The 20,883-nt window shown below is 58.6% G+C and carries 21 protein-coding genes; 4 read left to right on the top strand and 17 right to left on the bottom strand.

The window, feature by feature from the left end; translation table 11 throughout:
* Positions 1 to 179 precede the first annotated feature (179 nt).
* On the bottom strand, positions 180 to 611 hold the full coding sequence (locus tag KGL31_12065; protein MDE2322627.1) for a hypothetical protein: 432 nt from the start codon (positions 609 to 611) through the stop codon (positions 180 to 182).
* Positions 612 to 633: 22 nt separating this feature from the next.
* Here KGL31_12065 and KGL31_12060 point away from each other — a divergent pair, with 22 nt between their 5' ends.
* A complete protein-coding gene (locus tag KGL31_12060; GenBank protein MDE2322626.1) occupies positions 634 to 786 on the top strand; it encodes a hypothetical protein in 153 nt (50 codons plus the stop codon).
* Between the two features lie 894 nt (positions 787 to 1,680).
* Here KGL31_12060 and KGL31_12055 read toward each other — a convergent pair.
* From KGL31_12055 to KGL31_12040, 4 genes are read right to left on the bottom strand one after another with little or no spacing between them, the layout of a single operon-like run.
* Positions 1,681 to 2,238 carry a cupin domain-containing protein gene (locus KGL31_12055; GenBank protein ID MDE2322625.1) on the bottom strand — a complete coding sequence of 186 codons (558 nt, stop codon included), beginning with the start codon at positions 2,236 to 2,238 and terminating at the stop codon, positions 1,681 to 1,683.
* Between the two features lie 2 nt (positions 2,239 to 2,240).
* Positions 2,241 to 2,954, bottom strand: coding sequence for a methylthioribulose 1-phosphate dehydratase (mtnB, locus tag KGL31_12050; GenBank protein ID MDE2322624.1), 714 nt, complete (start codon positions 2,952 to 2,954; stop codon positions 2,241 to 2,243).
* Positions 2,955 to 2,956: 2 nt separating this feature from the next.
* Positions 2,957 to 3,625, bottom strand: coding sequence for an MtnX-like HAD-IB family phosphatase (locus KGL31_12045; protein MDE2322623.1), 669 nt, complete (start codon positions 3,623 to 3,625; stop codon positions 2,957 to 2,959).
* Positions 3,618 to 4,823: a 2,3-diketo-5-methylthiopentyl-1-phosphate enolase gene (locus tag KGL31_12040; GenBank protein ID MDE2322622.1), complete on the bottom strand. Its 1,206-nt coding sequence runs from the start codon at positions 4,821 to 4,823 to the stop codon at positions 3,618 to 3,620. Before KGL31_12040 ends, KGL31_12045 begins: the two co-directional genes overlap by 8 nt.
* Positions 4,824 to 5,332: 509 nt before the next feature.
* Between KGL31_12040 and KGL31_12035 the strand changes: the two genes are divergently transcribed.
* From KGL31_12035 to KGL31_12025, 3 genes are all read left to right on the top strand, one after another.
* Positions 5,333 to 6,499, top strand: coding sequence for an IS4 family transposase (locus KGL31_12035; protein MDE2322621.1), 1,167 nt, complete (start codon positions 5,333 to 5,335; stop codon positions 6,497 to 6,499).
* 655 nt (positions 6,500 to 7,154) lie between these two features.
* Positions 7,155 to 7,436 carry a hypothetical protein gene (locus tag KGL31_12030; GenBank protein ID MDE2322620.1) on the top strand — a complete coding sequence of 94 codons (282 nt, stop codon included), beginning with the start codon at positions 7,155 to 7,157 and terminating at the stop codon, positions 7,434 to 7,436.
* A 66-nt stretch (positions 7,437 to 7,502) separates the two neighbouring features.
* Entirely contained in the window at positions 7,503 to 8,561 is a 1,059-nt protein-coding gene (locus KGL31_12025) for a hypothetical protein (GenBank protein ID MDE2322619.1), read from the top strand.
* A 219-nt stretch (positions 8,562 to 8,780) separates the two neighbouring features.
* Here the strand turns inward: KGL31_12025 and KGL31_12020 are convergent, their stop codons facing one another.
* The 12 genes from KGL31_12020 to mraY all read right to left on the bottom strand — a co-directional run bounded on the left by KGL31_12020 (position 8,781) and on the right by mraY (position 20,882).
* Positions 8,781 to 9,092, bottom strand: a complete 312-nt coding sequence (locus KGL31_12020) for a DUF86 domain-containing protein (GenBank protein ID MDE2322618.1) — start codon at positions 9,090 to 9,092, stop codon at positions 8,781 to 8,783.
* 31 nt (positions 9,093 to 9,123) lie between these two features.
* The gene (locus KGL31_12015; protein MDE2322617.1) at positions 9,124 to 9,420 is read right to left on the bottom strand and encodes a nucleotidyltransferase family protein; all 297 of its coding nucleotides are present in this window, start codon (positions 9,418 to 9,420) and stop codon (positions 9,124 to 9,126) included.
* 80 nt (positions 9,421 to 9,500) lie between these two features.
* Positions 9,501 to 10,199, bottom strand: coding sequence for a YggS family pyridoxal phosphate-dependent enzyme (locus tag KGL31_12010; GenBank protein MDE2322616.1), 699 nt, complete (start codon positions 10,197 to 10,199; stop codon positions 9,501 to 9,503).
* Between the two features lie 277 nt (positions 10,200 to 10,476).
* A complete protein-coding gene (ftsZ, locus tag KGL31_12005) occupies positions 10,477 to 11,655 on the bottom strand; it encodes a cell division protein FtsZ (GenBank protein MDE2322615.1) in 1,179 nt (392 codons plus the stop codon).
* A 39-nt stretch (positions 11,656 to 11,694) separates the two neighbouring features.
* Positions 11,695 to 12,930, bottom strand: a complete 1,236-nt coding sequence (gene ftsA / locus KGL31_12000; protein ID MDE2322614.1) for a cell division protein FtsA — start codon at positions 12,928 to 12,930, stop codon at positions 11,695 to 11,697.
* Positions 12,927 to 13,652: an FtsQ-type POTRA domain-containing protein gene (locus KGL31_11995; GenBank protein MDE2322613.1), complete on the bottom strand. Its 726-nt coding sequence runs from the start codon at positions 13,650 to 13,652 to the stop codon at positions 12,927 to 12,929. The genes ftsA and KGL31_11995 overlap by 4 nt, the downstream gene beginning before the upstream one ends.
* Positions 13,653 to 13,785: 133 nt before the next feature.
* Positions 13,786 to 14,709 (bottom strand): UDP-N-acetylmuramate dehydrogenase, encoded by a 924-nt coding sequence (gene murB, locus KGL31_11990; protein MDE2322612.1) that lies wholly within the window; start codon positions 14,707 to 14,709, stop codon positions 13,786 to 13,788.
* Positions 14,710 to 14,762: 53 nt separating this feature from the next.
* Positions 14,763 to 16,139 carry a UDP-N-acetylmuramate--L-alanine ligase gene (locus tag KGL31_11985; protein MDE2322611.1) on the bottom strand — a complete coding sequence of 459 codons (1,377 nt, stop codon included), beginning with the start codon at positions 16,137 to 16,139 and terminating at the stop codon, positions 14,763 to 14,765.
* A complete protein-coding gene (murG, locus tag KGL31_11980) occupies positions 16,132 to 17,295 on the bottom strand; it encodes an undecaprenyldiphospho-muramoylpentapeptide beta-N-acetylglucosaminyltransferase (GenBank protein ID MDE2322610.1) in 1,164 nt (387 codons plus the stop codon). Before murG ends, KGL31_11985 begins: the two co-directional genes overlap by 8 nt.
* Positions 17,292 to 18,407, bottom strand: coding sequence for a putative lipid II flippase FtsW (gene ftsW / locus KGL31_11975; GenBank protein ID MDE2322609.1), 1,116 nt, complete (start codon positions 18,405 to 18,407; stop codon positions 17,292 to 17,294). The genes murG and ftsW overlap by 4 nt, the downstream gene beginning before the upstream one ends.
* A complete protein-coding gene (locus KGL31_11970; protein ID MDE2322608.1) occupies positions 18,404 to 19,798 on the bottom strand; it encodes a UDP-N-acetylmuramoyl-L-alanine--D-glutamate ligase in 1,395 nt (464 codons plus the stop codon). Before KGL31_11970 ends, ftsW begins: the two co-directional genes overlap by 4 nt.
* A gap of 1 nt (position 19,799) precedes the next feature.
* Positions 19,800 to 20,882, bottom strand: a complete 1,083-nt coding sequence (mraY, locus tag KGL31_11965) for a phospho-N-acetylmuramoyl-pentapeptide-transferase (protein MDE2322607.1) — start codon at positions 20,880 to 20,882, stop codon at positions 19,800 to 19,802.
* Between the last annotated feature and the right edge of the window lies 1 nt (position 20,883).

The following is a 20,883-nucleotide window of genomic DNA, read 5'->3' as shown; positions in this document are numbered from 1 at the left end:
TTCGGACCTCTCTCTACCGGAATCACCGTTCACCCCTCGTGCTCGTCTGAAAAACAAAAACTCCTACCGAAAAAATCCATCGGTAGGAGTTATCAATCCCGGATGCAGCACCGGGACACTTATACGGCGAACTCCATCGCCTATCTTTTAATGTTTTATATCAGACGCCTTTCCGGCTGTCAAGTCCCCAAAACAGAGATAAGTATGTGACGATCCGCGTACATACCGGAGACGGTCCCTTCGCCCGCCCCGAGTTTACGAATACTCCCATCTTCCCGCACGACGTTAGGTGAGCGAACAAGCATCAAATTGAGACTCTCTTGGTACTCGTAAATGAAACCAACGATCTCTGCAATCAAAAGCGGCGTCTTCCGCCATGCGAAGACTGGCCCGCCGCCCAGTCCACCTAAAGAGCCCCAGACCTTGCCATACTTGAACTGAGTGATGCAATCGTCGACCTGAACAATCGTGACGATTACATCATCGCGAACCGGAAGGACCTCCCCCCGCGCCTGCGCTGTACGAATAGAAACGAAGATGGTGTAGGTCCTTTTGGTCTCGCCAAGTACCCGGAAACCCAGCGAGGCACAGCACGTCGTCTTTCGAGACATCACGAGGTGGCCAGGCTGTGGGGTGAACGAAATTCGCTTCCGTGAGGTCAGCAGCCCTGTCAACAAAAGGAGTGAGATCAATGATGGCGAGGTCACGATCCTGATCTTCGCTTATGACATGTCGATCAGGATCTATTCGTATGGGACCGAACTGGAAAAAGGTCTCGCGCTCTAACTTGAGCTTTCAAAAGCCATTCAAGACGTGATGGCAAGTGACACCGAGGAGCCTGTCTTGAGCCTCAGAAGCGTTGCCGACCCGTTTCTGATGAATGCCGCGTGTGAAGAATTTGGCGAATCACCAAAGATCACGGGCACAGCGAATCTGATGGGGTACTTGCTGATCTCATCAAAAAACGCATTTGTGAAAGAGACTTGGTTCAACGGCCAACTCCCACCATCGATTAAGTTCTAGCATCTACAATTTTTTAAGGTGCACAACGTCATCAATGAAGGGCCACGTCAGCGGCGCGTAGCGATGCTTCTTCAACGCCCCGTGGCCTCCCGACGGCGCTAGCACTGCGCATCGCGCACCTCCCCCATCGTTGGGTTCTGGTGTCCACTTTAATTGGGGGATGTACTCGGTCCGATCAAGCGGCCCTTACGTGACCGAGCCCTGAGGAGGCTGTCTCACATTGCGGAGTTCCTTGTGTTAGGCTCAGCCATCCACAAACCCCCTCTTTCAAAACATCCCCCAATGCTTTAAGAGTAGCACAAAACCAATGATGATCAGTGGCACTACTACTGGCAACAACTCTGGCCACCCCATATGTTCCATCGCTCAACCCCTTTCGTGATGTCGTCCGACTATTAAATGGATTGATCAATCCCTCTCCATCAACTGGTTTCGTAGTCAGGACAGATTCCGTAGTCTTATTCGGTACCCAGCAAGCAATTTGCGCCTGTTGCTGTTTGCGCTGCGCTCCATTGGTATCGTCAGCCGTCGCTGATCATCGCCTAAAACACAAAAACTCCTACCGACAAGATTCTTTCGGTAGGAGTTATCAATCCCGGATGCGGCTCAGGGATACTTATACGGCGAACTCCATCGCCTATCTTTTAAGATCTTATATCAGGCGCCCTTCCGGCTGTCAAGCTGAAACGCAGCCGGAGCGTCATTGTAGATGGCGGCCCAACCGGCAGGATCCTGGAAGAGGCGAATGCACTTGATCCGTCGATCCTCGGCCAGGGTGAACCAATGGCGGGTACCCGCAGGCACGGTAATCAGATCACCAGGACCGACAGTCAGCTCGACGCAGCGGCCACTCCGCCCACGGATCGTGAAGATACCGTGGCCGTCAACCACGAATCGGACCTCGTCCTCGCTGTGGTGGTGCTCACGGCTGAACTTGCCGAGCAACGTCTCCAGGTCGGGGGTCTTGTCGGAGAGGACCACGACATCGGCCGCAACATATCCCCCTTCGACCTTGAGCGATTCCACCTCCTTTTTGAATACCGCCAGAATCTCCGTCTTTTCAGCCTCGGTCAGGGCGTAGTTGTCCCTCAATCCACTTCGCAGTTTCGACACATCCCAGTTGCGGTAGAGGAGGCCCTCCCCTTCGAGAAGCCTCACCATCTCGACCGGATCTTCGATGCACCGGTTATCAGGGTATAGCTTGATCGCCGCCATGTTTAGCCTCCCGCAATACTCTCTTGCCCTGTCTCGGTCGGCTCGTTAGGGCCACCCTTTCGATCGCTCTTCTGGGCTGGCACAAGGCCTGCCCCCACAGTCCACCACCGGAACAGGTACTCCCACACGAACTCAAAGGCTTCGACGTGCCGCTTGGCCTCGAACGGGTTCGCGCCCCAGGCATACAGTCCATGGCGCCGGATCAATACCCCAGGGACCCGCGGATCGGTGATCCGCGAGACCATGGCGTCTGCCAGGGCAGGCAGGTGAAAGAGATTCTCCACAATAGGAACCCGGATCTCAGTCGCCTCCTCCCAGATGTCGAGCGCCTTGAGCATCTCAAGATCCCGGAGCGCAACCTCACCCCGGGAGAAGAACAGCTCCGCGATCAGGTTGTTCCACACGGTATGCACGTGCAAGACGCAGCCACACCCCGTAGCCTCGTAGATGCGGGCATGCACCACAGCCTCGGACGAAGGGTGTAAAACCCCGGGTTCCACAGGCTGCAATGCATCATCCACGAGGAGGAAGTCGGCTGCCGCCATCGACGCCTTATCCCGACCACTGGCGGAGACGGTCAGTAGGAGCGGCTCGCCCGTAGCGCTGACCCTGGCCGACAGGTTACCGCTTGTCCCGGGGAACCATCCCCGCCGGGAAAAGTCGGCTGTGATCTCGGCCAGGGCCGTCCGGGCTTGCTCTGTTGCGTGGTGCGCCATCGTCATCGGTGTACTTCGATCCCTATCCGATCGAGCACCGCCATGACATCATAGAACGTCTCAAACGGCTTATAGGGGATCCCGGCCTCCCGGCACTTGACGGCCAGCAGATCGCGAGCCACCACCAGGTCGGCCAGCTTGGCCGCCTGCAGGTCCGTGACGCCGTCCCCTACCACCACCCTGTGGTATCGCTCGGGCGGAAAGCGCCGCATGATGCTGGGTTTACACATCCCGCAATCGGCCTGACACTGCTCGTCGCACACGTGAGGCCAGAGGATACGTACCGTAGGGCCGCTGCAGTCGCTGCCGTTACAGTAGATCTGGTCCCGTGATAGGATCCCCTCCAGAATGGGGTAGATGAAGAAGTCAACCCCGCCGCTGGTCAGCAGAAATCGATGGCCATGGACCCGACAGTACTCCAGAAACTCTCGAAACCCGCGCCGCATGGTGGTGATCCGTCGAGCATACTCAACCATCTCCGGGACCCGACATGACGGAATCTGGGCAAAGATGTAGCCGACCCCCTCCCGCACGCTCATCGTTCCGGCAATGATCGCGTCGCGCACCGCCTCCCATCCTGACGGCCCGAAGGCCTGGAAAAGAGAGACTATGACCTCCTGCTCAGCAGCGGTCCCGTCAAAGTCGCAGAAGATAACCACCTGCCTACTCAACTGGAAACCCTTTGGGGATTCGGGGCTTGCCGCCACCCCACTGGTCAAGGGCCGCCCGCAGATCGCTGCTTCCTGTGGCTGCCTGTTCCAGAGGAACGCTGGCCACGGTGGCGGCTATCGCCGCACGGAAGGCCCGCCCGCCGGCAGCCGCTCCGCCCGGATGGCCGTGGATGCCGCCGCCGGCATTGATCACAACATCGAGGCCGAAGTCATCCATCATGTGCGGTACCAGGCCCGGATGGATCCCCGCGGACGGGACCGGAAAGCTCGGGCGGTGGGGCAGCAGGCAGCCGTGATCCGTCAGTCGCGCAGCCAGATCCATGGCCGCGGACCGCTCCAAGGCCATCCCGCCGTAGGGGGACGGGAATAGGACCAGATCGGCCCCGGCCAGTCGCATCAGGGTTCCCAGCAAAAGCGGCGCAGCGATGCCGTAGTCGTCAGACGGGTAGAGCGCTCCGGCCAGCGCTGGATGGGCCACGAGCGGGACGGTGATCTCGGGATCCTCGGCCAACCGCTGCAGGAGATCAAATCCGTAGGGCAGGACATTAATGAGCAGCGCAGTCGCTCCAAGCCGGATCGCCCGTCTGGCCTTCTCAGGCAGCCGATGCACCGGGCCGGTCAGGTTGATCGCATACAGCACCCTCTGGCCCGTCTCTCGCCGCGCCCGCTCCGCCGCCTGCAGGCATACCTCCAAGCGCTGCTCGAAAGGGGCGTCTGCATCGTTGAAGAAGATCTCGTCGTCCTTGATCAGGTCCACGCCGCCCAGCGCCTGCTGAAAAAAACCCTCGGCCAGTTCGGCAAGCGTGAGGCCCACACAGGACTTGAAGATACTCATGAGCAATGGCCGGCCGTGCACTCCGAGCCGGTCGCGAACCCCTTCCACCCCCAGCTTCGGCCCGGCAAAGGCGGCCGCGAAAGTCGGCGGCAGGGTGAGATCCAACAGACGGATCTTCCCGTCCATGGACAGCTTGCCGAAGGTGGCCGTCAGCAGCGCGGGCAGATCGGGCGTAAGATTGACGAGAGGGTAGGCGATACAAATCAGGCCCCCCTCTACCGTCACCACGCGGCCGGCGTGCCGCTGAAGTGCCGCCTGTCTCTCGGCGGGCAGGCCGGGCCAACTGCCGACCGTCATGCCCAATGCGATCGTCTCGGCCTTCTTCGTCCAATCGCCTCCGCCGGCGAGACGATAAGTCGCAATGACGTAATCGTTCCAGGTGTCGTTCACGTCCCCGCGTCCTCCCAGTGTACCGTCCCTAACGCTTCTTTACATACTCCGTTCGCCCTGAGCCTGTCGAAGGGTCAATAACACCAATAAGTTCCGCCTATAGATTCGAAAAGCCTGCCCTGAGTCCGGTCGAAGGGCCTGTCCTGAACAAGCACCCCAGCCGTTTCCTTCGACACGCTCAGGACGAACGGCTGGGGTGCTGAAGGGCTTACCATGAACGGATTGCACACGAACTTGCTGGGCACCACACTGGGAGCCTCCATTCCAAATACGTACAGTCCTGTTTGCACGCGAAGGAGAATAGCACACGAACCTTCCGGGTTCAATTTACCAATGTTGTCAGTAGTGTCCCAACGTTGAATCCGGAACGTGTGTTAACCTACTGATAACGCTGAGGTCGTATCCCACAATGACATTTTTCGATTTGAAATTCTTTGCTCCGAACGGCCATACTTCCGCAACCGTGTGGAAGGAGGTGGCCGATGAATGTCGGAAGGACGGTCTTTGCCCAACTGATGGACTTTGTCCCTACGTACGAGTTTCGCCAATGCGTCGAACGCTACCACGGCAATTACAAGATCAAGAGCTTTTCCTGCTGGGATCAGTTCCTCTGTATGGCCTTTGCCCAACTGGCTTACCGAGAGAGTCTCCGGGACATCGAAGCGTGTCTGCGGGGGGCCAGGGCCAAGCTGTATCACATGGGGATCCGGGGCACCGTTGCCCGCAACACGCTGGCCCACGCCAACGAGACCCGCGACTGGCGCATCTACGCCGACTTCGCTCAGGTGCTGATTCGCACGGCCAGAGCCCTGTATGCCGACGAGACGTTCGGCGTGGAGTTCGACCAAACCGTGTACGCCCTCGACGCCACGATCATCGACCTGTGTCTGTCGGTGTTTCCCTGGGCCAAGTTCCGCAAGCGCAAGGCAGCGGTCAAGCTCCACACCCTGTTGGATCTGCGGGGCAACATCCCCGTGCTCATCCACATTACGCCCGGCAACCGGCACGAGGTCAAGCTCCTCGATACACTCGCCATCGAGGCTGGGGCCATCTACCTCATGGACCGGGCCTATCTGGATTTTGCGCGGCTGTACCGGGTGCATCAGTCGCACGCCTACTTCGTGATGCAGGCCAAGCGCAATCTCGTCTTCAGGCGTCTGTATTCCCAACCGGTGGACAAATCGACCGGGGTCCAGGCCGACCAAATCATCACCGTCGCCGGCTTTTACTCGCACAGAGACTACCCCGAGAAGCTCCGCCGTATCCGGTACTACGATGCCGAGACCAAGCGGCGGCTCGTCTTCCTGACCAACCAGTTCTCCCTTCCCGCCCTCGTGATTGCGCAGCTGTACCAATGCCGCTGGCAGGTCGAACTCTTCTTCAAATGGATCAAGCAGCACCTGCGAATCAAAGCCTTTTATGGCACGACCGAGAACGCCGTCAAGACTCAAATTTGGATCGCGATCTCCGTGTATGTGCTCGTCGCCATCGTCAAGAAACGCCTGCAACTGGATCGGAGTCTCTACACAATTCTACAGATTTTGAGCGTGACCCTTTTCGAGAAAACGCCCATTGAACAAGCGCTTGCGCTGGTCGATTACGAAACGCCAGAGAGCGATGACGCTAACCAATTGATTTTACGCCTCTGACGTTGGGACAGTAGTGAGTCACCCACACAATTTTCGGAAGACGTAAAATTCTTGACACGTTCAGCCACCTGTTCAATACTTCGGCCTATGCTTTTTTGAGCAGCCCGGTAGTTTCAGGAGGTAGATACTTATTTACGCCCGTAGCAATCAGCGCGGAAGATCATTCGGCTTTATTGAGGGTTTTCGCACCCTCAAAACCCCGCGCAATGAGCGTCTTCACCCGCAGGCTTACGCCGTAGTCCTCGGCGTCGCGCTTGATAAGCGACTTAGAGTCTCGTATGGCTGCACACGAAGTGGACATCACTTTGCCAACTCGCGAACTCGGTCGTGCTGACGCAATTTTCGACGTTAGAGCGGATGGCACCACACTATTGAATCTTGCATAAGTAATGCAACAGCGGATGTCTTCATTCCGTTCGTGGTGAGCCAGTCGAACCCTGAACGGATCAGCCTTCGACAGGCTCAGGCCGAACGGGTAAGTGTGTAATTCGTGTACCATTACTTATGCTAGACTCAATAAGAGCTTTACACATCTCGCGTGGTGCCGTAGTCTGGTTTCCGTCGGGGATCAAGTATGGCTACAAGCTTAGCTGGTCGAAATTCAATGACCTGATGTAAGAACACGGTTACAGAAGCGAAGCGAGGTAGGGTCTACATGCCACGAGAAGCAAGACTTTTCCAGGAGTCGGACGGAAGCGTTGCCGAAGCATACCTTTTGCTTCTGGCCCAAGGCACCAACATTCCCGCATCGTGGATCGACCGATCGAAGGAATCACGCAAGAATCGGGAAGAGCTACTCGCCGAGCTTCTTCACGACAACAGCCTTGACGCAGTCGAGCCTCTCCGCGATTGGGAGTTGGCCTATCGCAAAGAATGCTTCTATCGTGGTCTCCGCGCATTGCTCGAATTAAAGCGGGATGGTAAGACCACGCTCTGAGGCATATCGCTTGCGCGATGGCAAGGAAATACAGCTGCCGAACCCATTCATGTCCTGATGTTCATTGTGAGACGAAAAAAGGGTGCGAGGGTCGTTGCAGTTCAGGAAGAATCATTCATGCGCCGTGCAAGTCGCTCTTCAATAAGACACCTTGAACTTGCGCGGCAGCGCGTAGTTTCAGCATTCGCGACCCACTGGCGAAAGATCCTGCGGAGCCGCAAGGACATCGCCAAGGAGCGTGCGGACTTCTTCTTCGCGGGCTCGGCCTCGGCACGAGAGCGCCTTGCTCGCGACTTCTATGGTCGCGAGCACGCCCAGCAGATGGCGAGTCTGAGCACCACGGAGATCCGCGAGACGCTCAGCCCGTGGTTGGAGCACGCCCTGCAGTATTGGCTCGACGAGTATGACCACATCGGGGATCCAGAGGGGGACGACTTCCTTGCCGAACTGCCAACCGCCGAGTACGTAAGCATCGTCTGCCCCCACCATACCGGAAGTATGCTGATCGACCGATATCCCGGTGAACGGGTGTTTTACGACGACTTGTATGAGCGTATGCTTTCCGGCTGTTCGAGCGGAGGCGTACTTCGAATCTATAAGGCAACCGGTGAGCGATTCACTCCGTCCGAATCGCGATCAGCGCGTGCTGGTATCACGCGTGATCTTCGCGATGGTATTGCCAGCGCAGGGGATGATGATCCCTGGGTCTTCAACATGCAGTCCCAAGTTTATTGGAAAAGTGCGGGCTTCGAAAGCGAGGATCTCGAGCGCGTTGTGATTGTGGAAGTCAACATGAAAACGTCCAAACGTTTCGTAACAACCTCAAAACCCATCCATGAAGACCTTGTTAACCAATTGCTCTGCATGACGACCCGTGAACTCCGCGCGCTTGCGACGACTCTCTACCGTTCAGCCATATTTCCCATTCGTGATGAAAACGATAAAATCTTCCTCGCCGCGTCACTGGCGGCAGAGTACCCAAGCAAAGCAGTATCCTACCTTAGAACACATGCTTCATCACAACATAAAAATAATGCACCCTTTTTTAGATCTCCAGATAAAAAGGAACAGAAAAGAGAAAGACATCAAAAGGGAGGTAAAAAGGAGAAAAAGGCGTGTCCATGAAGAAGAGACGTTTACGAATCTCTGACAGGCCGTAGCCTTCCGACATTCCTTCGATAACTCATTCGGGTGCCGTGTTCCCTCCCGGCACCGATAAGGTCGTTCCAACTCCTGCCATACCCACACGATTTCCGGAAGTGCCCGTGGGGGATTATACCAAGGAATTGGCGCGGACGGGCCGGCTCGTGTGGGCACCTTTAAGAAAATGGGCTGCGCCACACCCTAGTCGGGTGCTATGCGTAGTATCTTCTCGAACAGAGGGACCAAGGGCGGCAACTCTTCCTGAACCGCCTTCCAGACAATTTCCCAATCGATCTGCTCGTAACCATGAACGATGCGGTTTCGCATGCCACGTATCTGTGGCCATGGGATCTCGGGATAAGCTGCCTCGACGGTTGGCGGGATGTGTCTGGCGGCTTCGCCGATAATCGTCAGATTCCACATAACGGCCTTCAGCGTCTTCGCGTCTTCGCAAAACTGATCGTAGCTCATGCCACTGATATAGCTCCGCGTCTCTGCGATAGCATCCAGGATATGCCGAATCCGAATCTTCCAACCTTGGGACTTAGAAGGCATTAATGGCTTCCGCGAGGATGCCGTCCTTGAATTCCGGCAGGACGGCCCGCGTCAGGACGAGATCAACCTTATTCACGCTAAGCAGCTTTTCGAGATACTGCTCCGTCCCGATGACGTGAAGGAGACCCACTGGCCGGTCAAACTCCACCAACAAATCGACGTCGCTGGTTTCAGTAGCTTCATCACGCACGACCGAGCCAAACAGCGCCAGCGACTTCACGCCAAACCGCTGCCGTAGCTCTTCCCGATGCTCGGCCAGGGTTTTCAGCGCCTCATCACGCTTCATCGCATGCTCCAGTCCTTTCCGCATCCATTCTATTCTATACCCACGACTTTCTCAAAGAGCCCAATAAGGCCGCCGCGTCATCAGCCCTGAGGGCGTGCTTCAAAGATCGCTGTGCCGACTCGAACCAGCGTGGCCCCCTCTTCGATGGCGATCTCGTAATCGTGGCTCATCCCCATGGAGAGGTGGCGGAGCGGGTATTCCGGACAGGCTCTAGCCGCCTGATCTCGTAGCAGCCGAAGTTTGCGAAAGAACGGCCGGACGTCCTGAGGATTCCTGCGAAATGGCGGGATGGCCATCAGGCCTTCGATAGCCAGATGTGTATACTGCTGGCAAGCCTGGAGCAGCGGCAAAAGGTCCTGTTCGAGAATACCGGTCTTGCTCGGTTCGCCTTCAAGGTTGACCTCTATGAGCACCCGGACCTGCTTCGCTAAGGCAGCCCCGTGGCGGTCCAGGGCAGCAGCCAACTTCACAGAGTCAAGCGAATGGATCAGTTCGAACAGCTCCGCGGCAGGCCGACTCTTATTCGTCTGTAAATGACCGATCAAGTGCCATCTGACCGGGAGCGAACTCAGAAGAGTAATCTTATCTGCAGCCTCCTGGACCCGATTCTCGCCCAGTGTCGTTACGCCGGCATCGACCGCCTCCCGGATACGGGGAACCGGCACGGTCTTGGTAACCGCAACCAGCTCCACCTCACCAGGATCCCGACCAGCGCAACGGGCCGCGTCGGCCATCCGTCGCATTACCTGCTCAATCCGATCTTTTACCCGTTCCGCCAAGCTTGCCCTTCTTGACCTCCTGCCCCTGCATGCGCTGCCGCAAGACGTGATCCGTCCGGACGGCTATTCGCCCGGAGCTCTGCGATCCCCTCAAACCGCAACAGCCGACGGCAGTTCGGACAGACGTTCTCCGATCCGCCGATCGGCAACAAGCAGTGCGGACAGGTAGCCATCGATCTGCCTGAAGATAGAAATATCTGAAACAGTTTGCTGAGTCGCCTCATTGACCTATCCTCCCTTCCATGGGACGCTTCGAGGAGGAGCTTTTCCGGAATCGCTAGTCGGCCTGGCGCCGCAAAAAGGTCGGGATATCCAACTCGTCCCCGTCAAGGTCCGGGGGTCTGAGTTCCAGGTCGCGGGGATTGAACTGCTCGTCGGACGTCTCGCGCCCGTTCGTTCCACGCTTTCTGAAAAAGCCGCTGCGCTCCGCGGCCTTGGCTGCGTACGCCTTCATTTCGACCATGTTTTTTGAAGACCCTTCCTCTCTCACCGAGGTAGCGGCCTCAAACCCGGTGGCAATCACCGTCACGCAAACACTATCTTTCAGCGATTCGTCGATCACCGCTCCGAAAATGATATTGGCATCCTGATGGGCTGACTTACAGATCGTGGAGCTGGCTTCATTCACCTCGTACAGCGAGAGCGCCGGACCACCGGTGATATTAATGAGAACGCCTCTGGCGCCGTCGATACAGACGTTTTCCAGAAGCGGGCTGTTGATCGCCGTTGCGGCGGCTTCCGAGGCCGCGTTCTCTCCCGACGCAACGCCGATCCCCATCATAGCGATCCCACGCTCTGACATAATGGTCTTGACATCGGCAAAGTCCAGGTTGATCAGACCCGGCACCACGATGAGGTTCGCAATCCCCTGCACCGCCTGGCGCAACACGTCGTCGGCAACCCTGAAGGCATCGCTCAGCGAGGTCTGTCGCTCTACGACCTGTAGCAACCGTTGATTCGGGATGGTGATCAAGGTATCGACGCTCTCACACAGCGCAGTAAGCCCCCGGGAGGCGTGAGTCTCTCGAACCTTGCCCTCAAACGCAAATGGCTTGGTCACCACCCCGACTGTCAGAATACCTAGCTCCTTGGCGAGATTCGCGATGATAGGCGCGGCGCCGGTTCCTGTCCCTCCCCCCAGCCCGGCGGTGATAAACACCATATCCGCGCCTTCCAGGAGGCTCAGGATCTTGTCGGTATCTTCAAGCGCCGCTTGTCGCCCGATCTCCGGATTCGCCCCCGCCCCCAGACCCCTCGTGACGTTGGCACCGATCTGAAGCTTGGTGTCCACCGGAGACATCTTGAGCGCCTGGGTGTCGGTATTCACCACAAAAAACTCAACGCCGGTGAACTCCGATGCCGACATCCGACTCACCGCATTGGACCCCCCGCCCCCAACTCCGATCACCTTAATCTTAGCCGCGTGCTCAGCGTCGATCTCCAGCGCAAATGGCATCTCCACCTCCCCTCGAAAGCCGTTGTTGGATATTGGGTCTCACAGGAAATCGCTAAACCACTGCCTCATCCGATTGATGATCTTATCTACCAGGCTTCGCTCCGATGATCTGTTGAACCGATGCTGATTCAGATGCGCCGCGCCGTACAGCACCAGGCCCACACCGGTCGCATGCATCGGCGAGCTGACTACTTCCTTCAGGCCGCCCACGCCGGATGGTATCCCCAGCCGTACCGGCAGGTCGAAGAGCTGCTCAGCCAGCTCAGGCACACCCGCCATTGCCGACGATCCGCCGGTCACCACAATTCCCGCGGCAACCTGCTGCATCAACCCGGCCCGCCGCACTTCCAGACCCGCATGCATGAAGATCTCCTCCACCCTTGGCTGAACGATCTCGCACAACATCTGCCGCGAGAGCAGGCGGGGCTTACGGCCGCCGACGCTCGGAACCTCCACCACCTCCTCGCTCCCCGCGAGGGAGGTCAGCGCGCAACCATACCGGCGTTTGATCTCCTCGGCGCACTGCGGAGGCGTCCTGAGTCCGATGGCAATGTCATGGGTCAGATGGTCGCCACCCAGCGGCAGCACCGCCGTGTGGCGGATACTGCCATCTACGAAGACGGCGATATCCGAGGTTCCCCCGCCGATATCGATCAGAATCACCCCCAGATCTTTCTCGTCCGCGGTCAGCGTCGCTTCACTGGAAGCCAGCGGCTGCAGCACGATGTCCCGCACCTCCAGCCCGGCCCTGTTCGCACACTTGATGATGTTTTCTGCCGAGGCGATGGCGCCCGTCACGATATGGATCTCGGCCTCAAGCCGGCAGCCGCTCATCCCGACCGGTTCTCTTACCCCTCCTTGGTCGTCGATGATAAACTCCTGAGGAATGATGTGAATCACTCGGCGATCGGCGGGCAGCGTGATAGCCTTAGCCGCCTCGATGACCCGATCGACGTCAGCCTGCGTCACCTCCTGGTTCTTGCCGGAGATGGCGACGACCCCCCGGCTGTTGATCCCCTTGATGTGGCTTCCGGCAATCCCCACAAATGCGGAATCCAGGGCGACTCCCGCCATCGCCTCCGCTGCCTCGACCGCTTGTCGGATCGACTCAACGGTCACATCGATGTTGACGACGACACCCTTCTTCAGGCCCTGCGATGGACTGATCCCGCATCCGACGATTTCGACTCCGTTTTCCGTTACTTCAGCGACGATAACGCAGATCTTGGTCGTACCGATGTCGAGCCCTGCCACGAGTTCGCCCTTTCCGGTCATACGCTCCCCTTTGAAAGCGGCTTCACGATCACCTTATCGGCAAACCGGAAATCGGCATATTCCAACTCGCGCAGGGTGGCCCTACGTGTCTCAAGTACCCGCGCCAATCGATCTAACTGCCGCTGCACGCCATCTTCCTCTCCAAAATACAGGTACGGCAACCCCGGGCCCAGCAGGACGGTGTAGCTCCCGTCGCCTTTCAATTGGATCTCCCTCGCCTGCACATCCGGTCCCAAGGCGCCCTCATGAAACCGCTGCCACAGACGTATCCCCTGTTCGACGCGAACGGGATCAATCCGCTCTCCCATCCCGAGCGGGTGGTCGGCGTAAAGCCTTAGAAGCGGAAGGTCCGACATCTCCGCCGATGACGCCTCCTGCAGGATCAGCCCATCCTCACTGACAAGGTAGGCGCGATCGGCTACCACAACGGCGTGTGGCACGCGCTCCGATACGTGAACCTGCAAGGTTGCCGGAAGGCGCCTGCTCACCCTGGCCGTTTTGATCCAGGGATTACGCAAGACGGCCGCCGCGAGCGCCCGCAAATCGATCTCCAGAATGCTCGCATCAGACGCCAGGCCCAAGCTCTCAATGATCGCCGCCGCAGGTACCCGGCGGTTGCCTTCAACGATGAGACCATTGATTCGAAAATAGCGCATGGGTATGGAGTGTGGAACCTGCTGCCAGACCAGCCATCCCAGCACGACCAGCAATACAGAGAAGATGGTCGTCCATACGCCTCGTCTCAGGCGCGAACCGGACCGCGAGCCTATGCGAGCCACGCGTCGCCTCCGCCATCCTGATCTCGGCGATACCAGTCTCAGGAAGCGGCGATTCGGACGAAACCCGACACTGTCCTCAGCCCGCGGTGGGTGATCCGACGATCTGAATCTCCAGTCCAAGCGCCACTCCTGTCTTGACCATCACCTCGGCTCTCGCTCGCTCGATCAGCCAAAGCACCTCTGCGGCCATAGCCCCGCCAAGGTTTACGATGAAGTTACCGTGTTTCTCAGAGATCTGTGCTCCTCCTCGCCGCAGCCCCTTGAGTCCCACATGCTCCACCAAACGCCCAGCGAAGTCTCCCGGAGGGTTCTTAAAGATGCACCCTGCGGACCTGACCTCAACGGGCTGCGTCAGATTTCTCCTCACCAGCAACGTCGAGATCGTCCCCCTGATCTCTGCCGCCCTTGCGCGCCGGAGCGTGAAGCAGGCTTCAACAATCACTGAACCAGCCGGAAGGGTGCAGTGTCTGTAACCCGCGCCGAGTTCCTCCCGCGTGAGTAACCGCTCCTCACCCGCACTGTCCACAAGGCGAATCCAGTCAAGGTGATCAACAATGGCGCCCAAGGGCGTCCCGGCATTTCCCTTGATCGCCCCTCCAACGGTTCCCGGCACACCCGTCAGCCCTTCGAGACCTGTCAGGCTTCTCATTGTGGAGAGAGCCAGCAGACGGCTTGTCCGCACGCCGGCCCCGCATCTGATCTGTTCGCCGGAGACTTCAATCTCCAGGAAGGTTCGCGAGAGATTTATGACCAGGCCGTTGACCCCTCCGTCTAACACCAGCATGTTGCTGCCGCCACCGAGGATCAGAAGAGGAATCGCCTCCCCCCGTGCTACCTTAAGCAAAGCCTTGACATCTTCAAGGCCGGAAGGGTACGCCATCGCCTCGGCAGGGCCGCCGATCCGGAAGTAGGTGTGCGACGCGAGCGGCTCCCTGCTCAGGACCTGCCCCTTGATGAGTCCCTGGAGCCTTTCCTGTAACTCAAGCTGTCCCGCCTGCATCCCCCTCCCCCTTTATCTTCTCCGAACCCTGGACCTACCACCCTGTACTATTACTATACCCTATCCTTCAATCGGCCGATAATCTGCTCACCGACCTTCCAGATGTCGCCCGCACCCATGGTGATGACCAAGTCTCCAGGACGGGCCAACTCGACGGCTCGGTCCGGGATCTCCTCCTTGCGTTCCACATACAGAACCTCTGGTCCTTTCCGACCCACAACCCCGTCCGCGATCTGCCGGCCGGAGACCCCGGCAATCGGCGTCTCTCCTGCCGGATAGATCCCGGTGATAATTACCTGATCGGCGAAATCGAAGGCTGAGGCGAACTCGGGGAGTAACCGCTGCGTCCTGCTGTACCGATGCGGCTGAAAAATAACGATCAGCCGCCGCCCAAATCCATCCCTGGCCGCTTTGAGCGTGGCCTGGATCTCGGCCGGGTGATGGGCGTAGTCGTCCACCACCATGATATCCTGGGGCCTCCCTTTCACCTGGAAACGTCGAGCGACACCGGAGAACTCCCAGAGCGCTGACCGGATTACGGCAAATTCGATCTCCAGATCGAGGCCCACTGCCATGGCTGCCAATGCATTTGATACATTGTGCACTCCAGGAACCCTGAGTTGTACCTCCCCCAGCGGCAACCCCCTGAACCTCACTTTGAAGGTAGAGTTGAGCCCATTCAGTGAAATGCCCTCTGCCGTCAAATCGGCCTGCGCGTTACAGCCATACGAGATAATACGTTTCTCTACCCTGGGCAACAGGTCCTGGATCTGTTCTTGATCGAGGCACAAAATAGCGGAGCCGTAAAAAGGAACTTTGTTGATGAACTCGAGGAACGTCTCCTTGATCTGCTGCAGGTCGCGGTAGTAATCGAGGTGCTCGGCATCGATGGTGGTCACGACGGCGATGGTGGGCGCCAACTTGAGGAACGAGCCGTCGCTCTCGTCGGCCTCCGCAACCATGAACTCGCCCTGTCCGAGCTTCGCATTGCTGCCAAGCGCATCCAGCCTGCCTCCGATGACCACGGTGGGGTCAAGGCCCGCCTTCGCCAGAACCGTAGCCACCATAGAGGTCGTAGTCGTCTTCCCGTGAGTACCGGCAACGGCCACGCCGTACTTCATCCGCATCAGCTCAGCCAGCATCTCCGCTCGCTGAACAACCGGAATAGCCTGACGCTTGGCCTCGACAATCTCCGGATTCTCTGGAGAGACCGCCGAGGACCGGACCACGACATCGGCATCCTGTACGTGGGCGGGATGATGGCCGATCTGTACGATAACCCCCAACTCCTGGAGACGATATGTATGCTCCGACATCTTCAGGTCGGAGCCGCTGACCAGATAGCCGAGATTATGGAGGACCTCGGCAATGCCGCTCATCCCGACCCCTCCGATCCCAACGAAGTGGATGTGTCGGATCTTCTTAAACATGTTCGCAGTCCCTGGTTCCACGTCGTAACTCCGGGCGGAACACTTGGAGCTTGGCGCCCGACGCCCGACGCGCCGTCTGTGTGACAAGATCGGCCAGGCGGCTCGCCGCATCCGGTTTCGCCAGGGCCGTCGCGCTGCGCGCCATAACCTCACGCCCCTCTCTATCGCGGAGACACGTCCGTATGATCTCGGCTACCTTGGCACCACTCAGATCGCAGTCCAGGACCATCCGCGCTCCGCCGGCGGCGACCAGCGCTTCAGCGTTGTAACGCTGGTGATCGTTGGCGGCAAAGGGGAACGGAACGAGCACCGACGGTTTCCCCAGGGCGCAGAGCTCTGCTACTGTACCGGCGCCGGCTCGACAGAAGCAGAGATCAGCAACAGCGTATGCGGTGGCCATCACCTGAAAGAACGGCTCCACCACCGCTCGACACCCTTGAGCGTCATATCCTTGTCGGACAAAAGAAAGATCGCGCGGACCCGTGGCATGGATGAACTGGATCCGCTCTCGCTCGTCTGTGAGCATGGGAAGCGCCTCCATGACCGCCTGGTTCAACCGGTGAGCCCCCTGGCTGCCGCCGAAGATCAGAAGGGTGAGACGATCCGGATCGAGATCCAGGCGGGTCACGGCCTCAGCCCTGCTCACGCCGAAGAGTTCCGCTCGAACCGGATTGCCGGTCACCCGCACCTTACTCTTGGGAAAAAAATCAGATGCCTCGTCGAAGGCAACCGCAACGCGATCAACGATCTTCCCCAGCCATCGATTGGCAAGCCCCGGCATGGCGTTCTGCTCATGGATTACGGTCGGGATCCTCGCAAGCACTCCCGACAGCACGATGGCTGCTGAGGCGTAGCCGCCGAATCCGACCACGACATCGGGACGGAACCGTCGAAGGATTGAGAGAGACCGGATGAGTCCTGAGGGAATCAGCGTGAGGCTTCGAAGCCGCGACAGGAAGCGTTTACCCTGCAAGCCGGAAGCCCTGATCCCTTCGAAGTCCCAACCTCTCGTCGCAAGCAACGATGCCTCAACCCCTCCCTCGACGCCAACAAACAGGAGCGGCAGGTCAGTCATTCTTGATCTGAGTTCCTCGGCTAACGCAATGGCGGGAAAGAGGTGCCCGCCCGTCCCGCCTCCTGCAATGATGGCCCTCATGTGAGTCGTCCTCTCGCCGTCTGGTAACGCGAGATGCTGAGCAGGATCCCGATGCATAAAAAGGTAATGACCAGTGATGTACCGCCGAAGCTGACCAACGGTAAAGGCAAACCCGTAATAGGCAGCAGTCCGACAACTACCCCAAGGTTGATGGCGGCCTGGGCAACGATGATGAAGGTAATGCCCATCGCCGTGTAGGCCCCGAACAGATCCGGCGCCCGGAGTGCGATCCGGGTCCCCCGCCACAAGAGAATGCCGAAAAGGGAAACTACCAGCAGCGACCCTACGAATCCTGTCTCCTCCCCGACAACGGCAAAGATGAACTCGGTATGGGACTCCGGCAGATAGCCCAGCTTCCCAAAACTGTCGCCGAGTCCCCGCCCCAGAAGTCCCCCAGGCCCCAACGCATAGATTGACTGGTTGGTCTGATGTGCTGCGTTAGAGGGAGCGTGATGACGGTCCAGCAGCGTCATCACTCGCGTTCTGGCATACGGGTGGGCCAGGACGAACAGGAAGGCGATCGTCGCCACGACGAGAACAACAACACTCAGGTGGCGCAGACGGACGCCAGCCATGAAACATAGCGCCAAGATCGCGCACAGCAGGATCCCCACCATCCCAAAGTGGGGCTGCAACATGATCAGGCCGCACAGAGCTCCTGAGAGGATAAGCGGTAAGAGAAAGCGTTTGATGAAGTGCTCCTCCTGATCGGCGTTTTTGGCCAGGAGCCTGGCCATGAGGAGAACAATGGAGAGCTTGGCCAGCTCAGACGGTTGAAAGGAGATCCCGAACAGCCGGAGCCATCGCCTGGCATTGTTGACCTTCACCCCGATTGATGGGACCAGCACCAGAACAAGGAGGAACAGCGAGAGAAGGAATAGCGGAAGCATATACTTCTGGAATGTGTGGTAGTCGCGGTTCATGGCCCAGACCATGACCGCGAACCCGATCAGGGCCCAGAGGAGCTGCTTCTTCAGAAAAAAGAACGGGTCGTCGTATTTCTCCTGAGCCTTGATGGCGCCTGCGCTGTAGACCATGACGATACCAAGCCCGACCAGCACCAGCGAGACGCTGCACAGCAGCTTATCATAGGAGAAGCGCTTTGCGATCATGCCTGTCCCCGTATGCTGCAAGCGAGAGGCGCGAGCTCCCGTACTGCCGCCTTGAAAACGCGCCCACGATCCTCAAAATCAGTAAACATATCAAAGCTGGCGCAGGCCGGCGACAGCAAGACGACCTCGCCGGGCGATGCGGCGGCCGCGGCGCGCCGTACTGCCTCCTCAAGACTGGATGCGTCCTCTATCGGACAGGCCCCGGCAAGCTCACGTCGCAACTTTGGAGCGGCCTGGCCGATCAGGACCAGTCTCTTTACCCGCTCGCGGACAAGGGGCGCGAGCGGGCTGAAGTCGCTCTGTTTATCCTTACCCCCGGCAATGAGCACAACGGGGACCGTAAAACTTTGAAGCGATCGGATCACCGCCCCGACGTTTGTTCCCTTGGAGTCATCGATATAACGAACACCGCCGATCTCGGCAACACACTCCACGCGGTGCGGGAGACCTTCGAAGCTGGTGAGCGCGTTCCGGATCGCCATCGTAGGTACGCCGGCGACTGCCGCCGCCAGGCTGGCGGCCAAAGCGTTCTCCAGATTATGTACCCCCTGGATCCGAAGCTCGGGTACCCGACAAATGACCTCTCGCCTCCCGTTCATGGCCAGAATAAGCTGATCTTCCCCGACGTACGCCCCCGTATCGAGCGGTTCAGTCCGGCTGAATGCGATCTTCCGTCCTCGAACCTGTGCTGCCGCTTGGAGAACCAGCGGATCGTCCGCATTCACGATGGCGAAGTCTGACACCCTTTGGTTCTCAAAGATGCGAGCCTTAGCCTGGTAATAGTCCTCGATCTGATCGTATCGGTCGAGATGATCGGGTGCGAGATTCAGGAGCAACGCCACGCGCGGCCTGAACTGCTCGATCGTTTCCAATTGAAAGCTTGATAGCTCCGCCACCACACACTCACCCGCCGCAAGGGAAGGCGCCACTCGACAGAGGGGGGTACCGATGTTGCCAGCTACATGCGAAGGCAGGCCGGCTTGCTTCAGCATTGCGCCAATCAGAGTCGTAGTGGTGCTTTTGCCGTTGGTCCCGGTAATCCCGATGAATGTAGCTTCACTGCACCGGTAGGCCAGTTCGACCTCGCCGATCAGCGGGATGCCCACCTTACGAACCCGCCGAAACAGCGGCTCACGCAGATCGATCCCCGGGCTGACTACGACGAGATCAGCAGAGAGCAGGGAGTGCAGATAACGCTTGCCCAGTTCAAGACTGACCCCGTCCTGTTCCAGGCTGCAGAGGCCGGCATCGGCCTCATGCTCACCCCGGCGGTCGGTACCGATGACCGTAGCGCCCTGTTTGAGTAATAGACGGCAGGCCGCCTCTCCGGATCGCGCCAACCCCACAACCACTACTCGCTTGCCGGCCAGATCAATCATCGCAGGTAGCATTTCACCTCAATTTCAACGTGGTGAGCGAGAGCAGGGCCAGAATAAAGGAGATGATCCAGAACCGGACTATGATCTTCGGCTCCGCCATCCCGTTCAACTCGTAGTGATGATGGATCGGCGCCATCCGGAAAACCCGTCGGCCGGTCGTCCGGTAAGAGAAGACCTGCAGGATCACCGAGATGGCCTCCGCCACGAACACCCCCCCGACGATGAGCAGGAGCAACTCGCTCTTGACCAGGACAGCGAGCGTTGCCACGGCGGCCCCAAGCGCCAACGAGCCGGTATCGCCCATAAAGAGCTGCGCGGGATACGCGTTATACCAGAGGAATCCCAGGGCAGCTCCGACGATGGCGCCGCCAAAGACAGTAAGTTCCGAGCTGCCTCTCACAAAGACGACCTGCAGATAGTGAGCGATGCTGGCATTCCCCGCAACGTACGCCAGAACCGTATACGCCGCAGCGGTCATCAGAATCGGGCCGATAGCCAACCCATCCAGGCCATCGGTCAAATTCACCGCATTTGACGCGCCGACAATGACCAGCATCACAAACAGGACGTAGCCCCAGCCCAGATCTGGTATCCAGTGTTTGAAGAAGGGGATAGCCAGCTTTGTGGTGTATGCATCGACGGGGTTAACGTACAGGAAGAGCCCGACGAGCATGCTGGGAATCGCCTGCCATAACAGTTTTGCTCTGGCCGAGAGCCCCTTGCTGTTCCTGGCCACGACCTTCCGATAATCGTCGATGAACCCCACCGCCCCCATCCAGACCGTGCTGAACACAGCGAGCCACACGAACCGGTTGGTCAGGTTCGCCCAGAGCAACGTAGCGGTGAACACAGAGGCCAGGATCAGGAGACCACCCATCGTGGGCGTCCCGGCCTTCCGCAGATGACCTGCCGGCCCGTCGTCTCTGATACTTTGACCGATCTGTAACTTCTGAAGCCAGCGGATCAACGCAGGCCCCAGCAGCAGACTGATCAGCAGGGCGGTAAGGATGGCCCCTGCCGTCCGAAAGGTCACGTACCGGAAGACGTTTAAGGCTGCGTAGCTTTCGTGCCATGGGTAAAGCAGGTGATACAGCATA

It is taken from the genome of Candidatus Methylomirabilota bacterium (assembly GCA_028870115.1).
Taxonomy (GTDB): Bacteria; Methylomirabilota; Methylomirabilia; order Methylomirabilales; family Methylomirabilaceae; genus Methylomirabilis.
Note: the sequence above shows the minus strand (reverse complement) of the source record. Positions and strands in the feature narration are given on the sequence as shown.